The organism is Shewanella baltica, from assembly GCF_900456975.1.
Taxonomy (GTDB): domain Bacteria; phylum Pseudomonadota; class Gammaproteobacteria; order Enterobacterales; family Shewanellaceae; genus Shewanella; species Shewanella baltica.
The window spans coordinates 496,120-507,760 of sequence record NZ_UGYM01000002.1 but is presented as its reverse complement, the minus strand read 5'-3'; the positions used below and the strand labels follow the sequence as shown (position 1 = coordinate 507,760).

Genomic DNA, 11,641 nt, shown 5'->3' with positions numbered 1-11,641 from the left:
TTAGAATAACCTCCAACCTGACTGACTCTGTTTAGGGGCCTTATAAACCCAAGTCACTACCACTTTGACCTGCGCCAGTGGTTGCACATCATCATTACGGATCAAACTAAAGGTCGCCGTTTTATCGCCTTCAAAACTATATTGATATTCTTGCATAGCTTTGCCGCTCCAGCAGATTAGCTGGTGTTGGCGGTCTGTCAGTATGAGGCAGTACTCGCCGCTCGTCGGTGTTTGCCATCGAAACAACACATCTTGATAGCAAGTTTGCCCTTTATGGAGCGCAATGCAGCGCTCTGGGGTCGCAGTAAAAATCACCGAATCGTCCTGACCCCAAGCAAAAAAAGGCGCATTCAGTAACACTAGCCATAAATAAAATCGCTTCATGCCCACGCCCCTAAAACACATAGCTGATAGAGGCATTAAAAAACGATGCATAGCCAGCTTGATTAAAGGGACTGTCCGTCACTTCTTGGGATAATACATTGAAGCGATACATGGCCCGGAAGACAAAATTTTCACTCAGCGGATAGGCAACACCGAGCTCCATGCCGTAGCTAAAAGAACTGCTCGGGTGATATTCGGGAAAGAGTTCAGTTGCTTCTTCTTTGCTGACACCAAAAAGATAACGATTCAAGGTGGCTGATGAGTAGCCTACGCTTCCCAAAACGTGAAAATTCCAATTACGTACCTGCCAAGACTTACCCAATCTGGCGGAACTCTGAATACCCTGATCATCATAATAATCAGATACTAATCTGTACTGAAAAACGTAGTTATCGCCCCAGTAACGCGTCGCACGAAAACCTGCGCCAATATAGAGCGAATCTTCCGATAGTAGATAAGCATTGCGGCCAGCTTCATCGAGTGTGCTGGGATCCACATCTGGACGAGACCATGAACCTTGTAAGTTCGCCAATAACAGATCAAAGGACCAATCCTCTGAACTCCAAAGATTAACCCCAAGATTAACCCCATCCTGAGATTGGTGGATCATCTCAACAAACATGCCTTTGTACTGATACATGCCACTAATCAACAACGACAGTTGCGCAGTGCCAGAACCGGTTTGCCGAACATCAATTTGATTGATCCCGTAAACACTTATACCCAGTTCAAAATCACCGCCATCGGCTAGACGATTGGTGCCTCCGTTGACACTGCTGGCAATATCCGATGCGGCAGCGGTACCGGAAAGCATGCTGAGCGTTAACACAAAAAGCCAAAGAATACGCATGCCCATTTAATCCACATTTCTAGTCGTTATTTAGCGCTACATATTACAACAGTTTGTTAGGGTGTGTTGACGTTTCAGGGTTGTTTTTGCAGCGATTTGGCTGGCTTTTATGCAAGGCAAAGCCCGTGTGGTGTAGTTATTCTACATAAACGGGCGATAACGCGGCAGAAATGCCAGCCAAACGCTGCCCGAAGGGTTCGTCTGGCAAGCTCTTGCTCTTTGTCACTCGTCATTTGAGTAGAATAACTACACTTCACTCCTCGTTTCGCGATCACGAGCTTGCCAGAGCGAACAAAATTCAATCTCGAAACGTCAACACGCCCTAGTCTTTTTATCCGCCACTGCACAAGCAGTGACATTTTTGCGACGATAATATCGTCAGATAACAAGTACAGTCAGCAAAGCGCAAGGAAGTGAACTTAAGCGAGGGGGAAACTTCGCGCCTAATACGCTTATCCGCTGAAACGATTGAGGATGTAACTAAGGTCTTAAAACCTTCATGTTCGTCATTCAACATTAATCAGGATGATAGAATCCATAATAAAAACAAATTAATAGATTAAATCATCCCATCATCGAAACCGATTAAACATTCTTTATTAACAAAGGTTAACTAGACCCAATACTGACTATTCAAGTAGGGTCGGGTCACAAATTAGGATCAACTGTATCTCGCGCTCGACGACTGGTGCGACGCTAAGATAAATCTGACCCATAGAAGAATAATGACTCACTCAAGTTCCCCAACTCACAGAAAGTGGCTTTGGCTACTACTCGGCGTGTGGCTGATTGTCATCCAATCGGTTGCGCTGTCGCATTCTGCTGAACACAGTTTAGAACATGAGCATGCCCACTGTTTCCTGTGCGATTTTGGTCATGAGCAAAATGCAGGTCCATCGTCTGTGCTTATGCCGCCGATGGGATTGCAGCAAGCTGAAAGCATCCCGCAGAAACCTTATCAACAACCGAGTTTACCTTGGTTACGTCACTTCAACGTGCGTGCACCGCCCTTCCTGTTTTAAGCAAATTCAATCATTTAAAAAATCTATTTTTGCTTATCTAAAGGAAAGGCACAATGAAACTTGCACTATCTTCAATAGCGCTAGCAGTGGCTGGCGTGTGTTCACCGGTTATGGCCGCTCAATTACAAGGTCAAGTGACCGATCTGCAAGGCGCACCTATCGCTGGCGCCCTTGTCAGTATCGACGGTGGGACAAGCACAAGCACCAATCCTCAGGGCCAGTATCAGTTAACTGTGGCCGACAATAGTCATATCCATCTCCACATTAGCGATGCCGAGTTTAAGCATGTTGACAGGGATTTGCAGATAACCACTGGCGCGATGACGCAGGATATTTCACTGACGAAAACGGCGATGGAAAACATTGTCGTGACCGCATCGCCGCTCGCCCGCTCTGCGCTCGAAAGCACTACGCCAATTAGTGTACTGACCGAAGATCAACTCAAGCTCAATATCGAGCCGACGCTGGGTGACACCTTAGAAAAACTGCCCGGCGTACAGGCTTCTCATTTTGGTGCGGGGGCGAGTCGCCCCATCATTCGCGGCATGGGTGGTCCTCGAGTGCAAGTGCTTGAAAATGGTCTGTCTGTTGGTGACGCATCAACGGTATCGGCCGATCACGCGGTAACAGCGGAAGCCGCCTCGGCGCAGCAAATTGAGATCCTGCGCGGCCCAGGTACATTGCTTTACGGGAACGGCGCCATTGGCGGCGTGGTCAATGTGGTGGATAAACGCTACCACGAGAGCCCAGTCGATGAGCTGTCGGGGCAATTTGGCACTCGCTACGACACGGCCAGCAATGGCCGCACCTTTAACGGTGATATCGATGGCGGCAATGGTCAGTTCAATTGGCATGTAGATGGCACCCACCGCATTACCGACGATGTTGATATTCCGGGAAATGCCATTGCCAATCTGCCCGAAACCCATGGAAAACTGGCGAACAGTAACCAAAAACTCGACGACTATGCCGCGGGGGTTGGCTATACCGGTGACACGGGATTTGTCAGCGTATCCGGCGCGCGCACTGAATCGAATTACGGTATTCCCGGCCGCGGCGAAGCCGATGCACCCGATATCACCATAGATTTAAAGAAAACCGCATGGCAGCTGCACAGTGGTTTGTTAGATCCATTTGCGGGCTTCAGTAAACTGCGTTTTGATGCGGGCTATACCGATTATCAACATGCTGAGGAAGAAGATGGGGTTGCCGGCACGACTTTCTTTAACAAGCAAAGTGAAGCGCGCTTAAGCCTTAACAATCGTCCTTGGGGTGAGTGGCAAGGCACTATGGGGCTGCATGCTGTACACCGTGACTTTGCCGTTGAAGGTGAAGAAGCGCTGACACCAGACAGCAAAACCGATACCTTAGCCGCCTTTATCGTGCAAGAGCGTAAGGTCGGAGATTTTCGCTTCGAACTCGGCGGCCGCTTAGAGCATTACCGCTTAGCGCCAGACAGCATGACGTTAGACACACTAAATGGCGAACAAACCTACCAAGCCGAAGACTTAGTCGATAATGATCTCACCGTATCGGCGGGCATGGTATGGGACTTCGATCCTGCCTATAACTTAGGACTGTCGCTCACCCGCGCCCAACGTTCGGCCACCGCCGAAGAGCTTTACAGCTACGGTCCCCACGATGCCACCCAAAGCTTTGAACTTGGTTCGCAGTTCAGCGTTGAAAATGGTCAAATCATCACTAACAGTGGCAATAACGATAAAGAGGTCGCCAACAATATCGACTTAACCCTGCGCAAATTAGAGGGTGCGTGGACAGGCTCATTGAGCATGGCCTACAACCGAGTCAATAATTTCTATTACGAGAAAAATACGGGCTTAATCGCCTCTGATATAGTCAACGGCGATGCTGAAGGTGATTTACCGGTTTACCAATACACCCAAGGCGATGCAGAGCTTTATTCCCTCGAGGCCCAAGCCAGCATTCCGTTCAACGATACTTGGTCATTGGATATGTTCAGCGATTACACCCGCGGCAAGTTGATCGATGGTGGTAACTTGCCACTTATTTCGCCCATGCGTATCGGTTCGACCTTAAACTTTGACCAACAACAATGGCACGCTGAAGTCGGCGCGATTGGCTATGCCAAACAAACGGATACGGCCGAAAATGAAACCGAAACAGCAGGATATGCGCTAGTGAATGCCGCCGTCACCTACCGTTTATATACTTCTGCGGGTGACATGCTGTTCTATGTCAAAGGCACGAATCTACTCGACCAAGACGCGCGGCCACACACTTCGTTACTCAAAGATTACGCCCCACTGATGGGACGCAACTTTATGTTAGGTGTCACCTATAACTTCTAAAAAACAAGAGTTGTAAAAGACAATAAATTAAGCCCAAAGCGAAGTCCTAGACTTCGCTTTTATTTTTCAATTAAACAGCACGTACCTTGAACTGCTGCATGGTTTCCCTTAATGAATTGGCCTGCTGAGACAGTGACTCACTGGCTTTTGCAGTTTCATTGGCGCTGCCAAGTACCAATTCCCCTGAATCTCGAATCTCATTAATCCGCTCGCTAATATCCTCAGCGGTGACGGCTTGCTCCTCGCTTGCGGTCGCGACCTGAGCATTGGCCTGAGTCAGTTCAGTTAAGGCATCTAAAATCTCAAATAGGTGCTGCTTGGCTTGATTAACGAGCAGTGACGACTCACTGATTTGCTTGTCGTTATTAGCGAAGGATTCGACTGAGGACTTAGCATCTTTCACGAGTGTTTGGATAAGATCGCTGATCTCCTGCGTGGCGGTTTGGCTACGAGTTGCCAGCGCCCGCACTTCTTCGGCGACTACAGCAAACCCACGTCCTTGATCTCCCGCCCGCGCCGCTTCAATCGATGCATTCAAGGCCAACAAGTTCGTCTGCCCCGCTATCGCATCGACTACAGAGACAAAGTTGAGGATTTTTCCGGTACTCGCTTGAACCTGTTGAATAAGTTGATTCGAATACTGGGCGCTGGCGACTAACTGTTTGGAAATTTTTTCGCTCGCATCGACAACTTCGCAACTTTCTTTCACCTTATGCTCGGCTTGTCCCGCTGAGTATGAAGCGGTTTCTGCACTGCTCGCCACTTCAGTGATCGTTGCCGCCATTTGGGTCATAGAGGCGGCGACTTGGTCGGTATTATCTTGCTGCCTTAACATGGCCTCACGATTATTTTCGGCCACCGCATTAAGCTCAGTCACCATAGAGGCAATTTCTTCACTTCGAGCAATCACTTGGCCGACAGTTTTACTTAAGGTCCACGCCATTTGATTCATACTGACGGTAAGTTCGCCCAGTTCATCCTTAGAATCGACGCGCAGCTCTTGGTTAAAGTTACCCTGTTCCATCTTAGCGGCAGAATTACGTAACCGATTGATAGATTTGACCATGTATTGACTGCAAGCGATGCCAATCAATAAGCCTATGACTAAAGACACGATAGAAATAATCGTTAAGCCATAAATCGCCCTAAGCTCTTCGTCCTCAGTCACAGAAACCGCGGTTTGAGTCATTTGCTCTAACCGCTCAACGAACTGACTTAGCTCAGTATTAAACTCGTTTTGCGCAACCTCTAAGGATTCAACCCGCTTAGCTAAAGCGGCTGGTTCTTCTTTTTGCTGGATACCTGTGATGACAGTAGCAAGTAAAGCTTCATAGTCACCAAAACGTTGAATAATCGTGCTAATATCTTGATTTAACTGCTGCGTTTTTTCATGTAATAGCGGATTTTTAGCCTCTTTTAATGCCGCATTGAGCATAGACTGAGTCGAGAGTAACTCCTTATTAATTTCATCTTTATGCTGAATCACATCCGCAATAAACGCCGCTAAAATGGGCTGACTCGATGCGGCTTCAATATCCGCCGCACGAAACGCTTTTTCTAAAATGACTGAGCTTTCGAGCTGCTTAATGGTAACGTCGGTTGATAATCTCACTAGTGGAATATTTTCCTTTGCAATGCCTTGGATTTCCTCAGAAACTCGCTGCATCTTCAACAGACTAAAACCAGACAAAATCAGGATCAGCACTAACATCACCCCAACGAGGGCGATCATCTTATGTTTAATCCGTAAATCTTTTAAAAACTGCACCATAAAACGGGTCTCCAACAAACACCGATATCAAAGGACGTCCCATTGAGAATAGTCGCAGTTTTCACTTTAGGTGGTTGAATTGAGCCTAAAGTATTAGCTGAATTTAAAAGAAAAACTTAAACATTAGAAAAATCGCATCATAGCTAAGCTCGATGATATGTTTGAAAGTCAAAACCCGTTTAAGGCGCGCGAAATACCAGAGGGCAGAAGTTTGAACAAACGTTGGTGCAATTAGACGCTCAATAGCGCCTTCCAATACCTGCACCTCAACAAACCGCTAAAACTTGCATTAACATGGCAGATCACAGAAGATCCCTTGGCCTTTTTCATTGCCTTTAGCCTCATCTATGACTCAACCTGCATCGCCTACGCCAAATACTGTGACTCACATAGCGACGAATACTGTTACCTCACATCCTTCGGCAAGTGCCTCTCCTGATGTCACTGTGGTTCTTTGTTCATTAGAAGCGGAGCAGCGCAATGCTAAAATTAGGTCGCAATTCCCAGCGTTAAATCAACTGCTTGATGGCTATCCCTTGTGTTATCTCGACACCGCAGCCACCAGCCAGAAGCCACAAATGGTGTTAGATGCCATGGCGCAATTTTACGCTAACGACAATGCCAATGTGCACCGCGCGGCGCACCAGTTATCGGCGCGCTCGACCTTAAGTTATGAAAAAGTGCGCGATCAACTGCAGCAATTTTTAAAGGCCGAACGCCGCGAAGAAATCATCTTTACCCACGGCACCACAGAATCAATCAACTTAGTCGCCTTTGGACTCACTGCACACGTAAGCGCTGGTGATGTGATATTAATCGACGCCGCCGCCCACCACGCCAATATCGTACCTTGGCAGGAGCTGGCAAAACGCACGGGCGCTGTGATTAAGCCAATCCCTCTCGATCAAGCTTGCCGCTTAGATGTCAGCGCCTATAAAACCTTGCTCGAGTTAAAGCCAAAAATCGTCGCGCTTTGCCATGTTTCCAACGCCCTAGGCACAGTCAATCCCGTGGCTCAGTTAGTTCAGTTAGCGAAAGCACAAGGTGCAATAACCTTAGTTGATGGTGCGCAAGCAGTGGCGCATTTAACGCTGGATGTGGCAGAAATCGATTGTGATTTTTACGTTTTTTCGGGGCATAAAATGTATGGTCCCACTGGCGTTGGTGTGCTTTACGGCCGTTTCGACGTGTTAGATAATCTCGCGCCACTATTAACTGGTGGCGAGATGATTAAACGCGTGAGTTTTGAGGCGACTGAATTTGGCAGCCTACCGAATCGCTTAGAAGCGGGTACACCGCCGATTGCCGAAGTTATAGGTTTAGGCGCGGCCATTACATTTTTACAAACCGAGCTCACACCGCAGGTTCAAGCTTATGAAGCTGAATTAGTTAACTATTTACAAAGCCAATTGCGCGCGCTCGGTGAAGTGCATTTATACGGCGCTTTTGATGACAATATTGGCGTTGTCGCCTTTAATCTTGCCGATGAACATCATCAAGATGTGGGTATTTTACTGGATCAACAAGGTATTGCCGTGCGCTGCGGCCATCACTGCGCCATGCCATTAATGCAGAGTCTGAATCTTAAGGGCTGTTGCCGCGCCTCTATCGGTATCTACACCAATAAAGACGATATCGACCGCTTTATTGCTGCGTTGGCCTCGGTAAAAGACTTGCTGCTGTGATCCAGTATTTAACGACTTAACCACGCGACTCATGCGCTCAAGACAAGTTACGCTCAAGAAAAGTTACGCTCAAATAAGTGAGACAGGATTTAGCCCTATGACTGATTCGACTATGCCTATGCCAAGCGAGACCGATTTTCACTATTCAGTGCAAGATGCCGAGACCTTGCTAGCGCGTTTTACCCAGGCACCTAACTGGCAGGAAAGATATCGCCAAATTATGTTGCTAGGGAAAGACTTACCGAGTTTAAGCCCAGAACTTCGCGTCGAAGCCGCTCAAGTAAAAGGTTGTGAAAGTGATGCGTGGATTTATCATCTCGAACAGGCTGGGAAGCACTATTATTTAGCCGATAGCGATGCCCGCATCGTTAAGGGATTGATTGGCTTATTACTTGGTGCCTGCCATGGCAAAAGCCGAGATGAGATCCAAGCATTTGATCCTACAGCTTACTTCAAACAATTGGGGTTAGAAGGTCAGCTCAGCCCATCACGCACCAACGGCCTTAATTCACTCGCAAAAGCAATGGTTGAAGCCACTCTATAGCTTCACGATAGCCACAGGCCAAGGGTTTTCATTTACTGCGACCAGCGATAATTGAAACCGCTTGGCAATAACGAATCATCACAACTCCAGCTCGGGGATAAAGGCCAAAAAAGGGATTTAATCAAAGACTTCTACGCCCTAAAAAGGTATAAAGAAGTTACATTTGAGTTATTGATAGGAACCGAGCATGCCCATCAAGGCAGTCAATCACCACCGTCGTACTCTTCTTAAAGGTCTTGGCGCAGCAACACTATTAAGTCCACTCGCCAGTATGCCAAGCTTTGCCGCCAAACCAAGGCGGATATATGTCGATGGTTTATCCTTCCTTCCCGATGACTTAAGTGATGTAACCGCCTCTAAACTCGATGCCTATCTTTGCGATATTTCGGCGATTGAGACCATAGAACAAGCCGATGGCACTCAAAACTACAAACGCACCTATAAAGCCTGCATGGAAAGCATTAAGCAGGCCGCTAAACGAGTGAGCGATCATCCCGATATTTTACTGCAAGGCCTGAGGGGACGAGATATTCAACGTGCCCGCGACAGCCAGCGCACTGCGGTATTCTTTCAAATCCAAGGCGCAGATTGTGTCGAAGAAGACAGTGAAGCTAATCAGTGGGCACGGGTGGATGAATTCCATCAACAAGGGCTGCGCGTATTACAGCTCACCCACCACTATGGCAACACTTTCGCTGGCGGCGCCTTAGACAGTGATACCAATGGCGGACTCAACAAGCCACTCACCGCCCATGGACGCGAACTTATCGCCAAACTCAATCATGCCAATATCTTGGTCGATGTGAGTCACTCCAGCGCCCAAACCGCTTTAGATGTCGCTAAGATCACGAAGTCTCCCATAGTGCAGAGTCACGGTGCAGCGCGCGGCATAGTTAACCATGCCCGTTGTTCCCCCGATGAAGTGATCCGCGCCATCGGCGATAGCGGCGGCGTATTCGGCATATTTATGATGAGCTTCTGGCTCACCAATAATGCCGTGCCCACGATCGATGACTATATTCGCCAACTGGAATATGTGTCGCGTGTCGGCGGTGTGGATAGTGTGGCAATTGCCAACGACTTCCCGCTGCGTGGCCAAGAAAACCTACTGGCACTCGGTAATGACAACGCCAAAGGCATTAAAGAATATCAAGAATGGTGGTACAGCCTGAGAGCAAAAGGCGTGCTAGGTTTCGATGCAGAGCCAAGGCATGTCGTGATCCCCGAGCTAAATCATATCGATCGCATGAGCCGTATCGATGATGCCTTAGCCAAGGCGCGCTTTAAAGCCACCGACCGCGACCGCTTTATGGGTGGCAACTGGCAACGCGTGCTCAATAAAGTACTACTGTAAATAGCATTGTTTTATCGCCCTATTTAATTTACGTTGTCGAAAAATTTACGGGCTTATCTGCTCGTTTCAGTCTTGGATATTCTATGCTGACCACACTCGCCATTTTCAATTATCGCTCTCTGCGTGAAATCGTCTTGCCCCTAGGGCAACTGAATTTGATCACAGGGGCAAATGGCAGTGGTAAATCGAATCTATACAAGGCGCTACGTTTACTGGCACAAACGGCGCAAGGCGGCGTCGTTAATGCTTTAGCCCAAGAAGGCGGACTCGACTCCAGCTTTTGGGCGGGGCCAGAAAACTTCACCAAAAGCATGTTAGCGGGCGACACAGCCATTGAAGCCACCGTCAGGCAAGCGCCAAAACGCTTAAAGCTCGGCTTTGGCGGCGAGGACTTTAGCTATCTTATTGAACTCGGTTTACCTGAACCCGACGCTACTACGCTGTTTGGCTTAGATCCACAAATCAAGCGCGAAGCCATTTGGAACGGACCTAAGTATCGCCCCTCTACAGTGTTAGTCGAGCGCCGTGGTCCTATGGTGAAAAGCCGCAGTGCTGATGGAAAAGGCTGGATAATCTTAGGCGCCCACCTGCAAACTGGCGACAGTATTTTTACCGAGCTTGCCGATCCCGAGCGCTGCCCAGAAGTGCTCAAGCTTCGCGACAGTATCCGCGCGTGGCGCTTTTACGATCACTTCAGAACCGATGCCGAAGCCCCTGCACGGCGACCACAATTAGGCACGGCCACGCCAGTATTGCACCACGATGGCCGTGATTTAGCCTCGGCAATTCAAACCATTTTTGAGATAGGCGATAAATCGGCTTTCGATCATGCGGTGAGCGATGCGTTTCCCGGTGCTAAGGTTCGAATCGAACCTCAAGCGGGCGGCATTTTAGTGCTCGCGTTTCATCAACATGGTTTATTAAGGCCACTCAATGCCAGTGAATTGTCGGACGGCACCTTGCGTTATTTGCTGTTAATCGCCGCCCTACTGACCCCAAGACCGCCGGAGCTTATGGTATTAAACGAGCCAGAAACCAGTCTGCATCCAGATTTATTGCCCGCGCTGGCACGCTTAATTGCTAAGGTATCAGAGGAGTGTCAACTATGGGTGGTATCCCACGCCAATCGGCTTATCAATGCCTTAAGCCAATTTGAACACTGCAATACCTTGGCCTTAGACAAAACCTTAGGCCAAACGCAGATCCAAGGCCAAGACCTGCTCAATACGCCCAGTTGGCTATGGCAGAATCGTTAGTCGGCGGTGCTGGTGCTAACGCGATTGCCCTCATCAATCGTAAAATACCGCGAGCCATAGGGTTTCTGAGCTGTTAGAAGTCGAAGCAACGCGGTGTTTTTGATGGGGCACAATCGTTAAGTAATCACCAGGGGTTAGCGTAACGGGTTCATCTTGTTCAAATTCAAGCGTCGCCTCCCCTTTAAGTAACATCACCCATTCATGCTGAGTTTGATCGTACCATTGACCGTCGGGCGTAGCTTGCCCATTAGAGACAATGCGCTCTATGGTCACAGTGTCATTACCCGCCAGTTTTTCAAACACTTCCACCGATAAATCAGTGGGTAATTTTGCAAAAAAGTTATCAAGCATTTTGTGTTTATTCCTCTGCTTTTATTCGCTCTCTGTGCTGATTAAACTGTATTTTTAACAATCAAACATTGAGAAACGAAACCATTAACCGCTA

10 protein-coding genes are annotated in these 11,641 nt (G+C 48.1%); 6 read left to right on the top strand and 4 right to left on the bottom strand.

The window, feature by feature from the left end:
* Entirely contained in the window at window positions 1–384 is a 384-nt protein-coding gene (locus DYH48_RS02285; RefSeq protein ID WP_006080305.1) for a DUF3019 domain-containing protein, read from the bottom strand.
* A 10-nt stretch (window positions 385–394) separates the two neighbouring features.
* Window positions 395–1,234, bottom strand: a complete 840-nt coding sequence (locus tag DYH48_RS02280; protein ID WP_115336076.1) for a MipA/OmpV family protein — start codon at window positions 1,232–1,234, stop codon at window positions 395–397.
* A 725-nt stretch (window positions 1,235–1,959) separates the two neighbouring features.
* Here DYH48_RS02280 and DYH48_RS02270 point away from each other — a divergent pair.
* Together DYH48_RS02270 and DYH48_RS02265 are read left to right on the top strand one after the other, a co-directional pair.
* Window positions 1,960–2,256 carry a hypothetical protein gene (locus tag DYH48_RS02270; protein WP_006080303.1) on the top strand — a complete coding sequence of 99 codons (297 nt, stop codon included), beginning with the start codon at window positions 1,960–1,962 and terminating at the stop codon, window positions 2,254–2,256.
* Between the two features lie 53 nt (window positions 2,257–2,309).
* Window positions 2,310–4,586, top strand: coding sequence for a TonB-dependent receptor (locus DYH48_RS02265; protein ID WP_115333941.1), 2,277 nt, complete (start codon window positions 2,310–2,312; stop codon window positions 4,584–4,586).
* A 70-nt stretch (window positions 4,587–4,656) separates the two neighbouring features.
* On the opposite strand, the gene DYH48_RS02260 is transcribed toward DYH48_RS02265, so the two are convergent.
* Window positions 4,657–6,357, bottom strand: a complete 1,701-nt coding sequence (locus tag DYH48_RS02260; protein ID WP_115333940.1) for a methyl-accepting chemotaxis protein — start codon at window positions 6,355–6,357, stop codon at window positions 4,657–4,659.
* Between the two features lie 347 nt (window positions 6,358–6,704).
* Between DYH48_RS02260 and DYH48_RS02255 the strand changes: the two genes are divergently transcribed.
* From DYH48_RS02255 to DYH48_RS02240, 4 genes are all read left to right on the top strand, one after another.
* The gene (locus DYH48_RS02255) at window positions 6,705–8,042 is read left to right on the top strand and encodes an aminotransferase class V-fold PLP-dependent enzyme (RefSeq protein WP_115333939.1); all 1,338 of its coding nucleotides are present in this window, start codon (window positions 6,705–6,707) and stop codon (window positions 8,040–8,042) included.
* A 97-nt stretch (window positions 8,043–8,139) separates the two neighbouring features.
* Window positions 8,140–8,586 carry a SufE family protein gene (locus DYH48_RS02250; protein WP_115333938.1) on the top strand — a complete coding sequence of 149 codons (447 nt, stop codon included), beginning with the start codon at window positions 8,140–8,142 and terminating at the stop codon, window positions 8,584–8,586.
* Between the two features lie 187 nt (window positions 8,587–8,773).
* Complete coding sequence (locus DYH48_RS02245; protein WP_172481137.1) at window positions 8,774–9,940, top strand: membrane dipeptidase; 1,167 nt, start codon at window positions 8,774–8,776, stop codon at window positions 9,938–9,940.
* An 83-nt stretch (window positions 9,941–10,023) separates the two neighbouring features.
* The gene (locus DYH48_RS02240; protein ID WP_115333937.1) at window positions 10,024–11,196 is read left to right on the top strand and encodes an AAA family ATPase; all 1,173 of its coding nucleotides are present in this window, start codon (window positions 10,024–10,026) and stop codon (window positions 11,194–11,196) included.
* Window positions 11,197–11,229: 33 nt separating this feature from the next.
* Here DYH48_RS02240 and DYH48_RS02235 read toward each other — a convergent pair whose 3' ends face one another.
* Window positions 11,230–11,547: a cupin domain-containing protein gene (locus DYH48_RS02235; protein ID WP_115333936.1), complete on the bottom strand. Its 318-nt coding sequence runs from the start codon at window positions 11,545–11,547 to the stop codon at window positions 11,230–11,232.
* Window positions 11,548–11,641: the final 94 nt, after the last annotated feature.

What these genes read in the sequence shown, in the direction of transcription:
- DYH48_RS02285 (WP_006080305.1), bottom strand. Translation starts at nt 384, where the DNA reads ATGAAGCGATTTTATTTATGGCTAGTGTTACTGAATGCGCCTTTTTTT.
- DYH48_RS02280 (WP_115336076.1), bottom strand. Translation starts at nt 1,234, where the DNA reads ATGCGTATTCTTTGGCTTTTTGTGTTAACGCTCAGCATGCTTTCCGGT.
- DYH48_RS02270 (WP_006080303.1), top strand. Translation starts at nt 1,960, where the DNA reads ATGACTCACTCAAGTTCCCCAACTCACAGAAAGTGGCTTTGGCTACTA.
- DYH48_RS02265 (WP_115333941.1), top strand. Translation starts at nt 2,310, where the DNA reads ATGAAACTTGCACTATCTTCAATAGCGCTAGCAGTGGCTGGCGTGTGT.
- DYH48_RS02260 (WP_115333940.1), bottom strand. Translation starts at nt 6,357, where the DNA reads ATGGTGCAGTTTTTAAAAGATTTACGGATTAAACATAAGATGATCGCC.
- DYH48_RS02255 (WP_115333939.1), top strand. Translation starts at nt 6,705, where the DNA reads ATGACTCAACCTGCATCGCCTACGCCAAATACTGTGACTCACATAGCG.
- DYH48_RS02250 (WP_115333938.1), top strand. Translation starts at nt 8,140, where the DNA reads ATGACTGATTCGACTATGCCTATGCCAAGCGAGACCGATTTTCACTAT.
- DYH48_RS02245 (WP_172481137.1), top strand. Translation starts at nt 8,774, where the DNA reads ATGCCCATCAAGGCAGTCAATCACCACCGTCGTACTCTTCTTAAAGGT.
- DYH48_RS02240 (WP_115333937.1), top strand. Translation starts at nt 10,024, where the DNA reads ATGCTGACCACACTCGCCATTTTCAATTATCGCTCTCTGCGTGAAATC.
- DYH48_RS02235 (WP_115333936.1), bottom strand. Translation starts at nt 11,547, where the DNA reads ATGCTTGATAACTTTTTTGCAAAATTACCCACTGATTTATCGGTGGAA.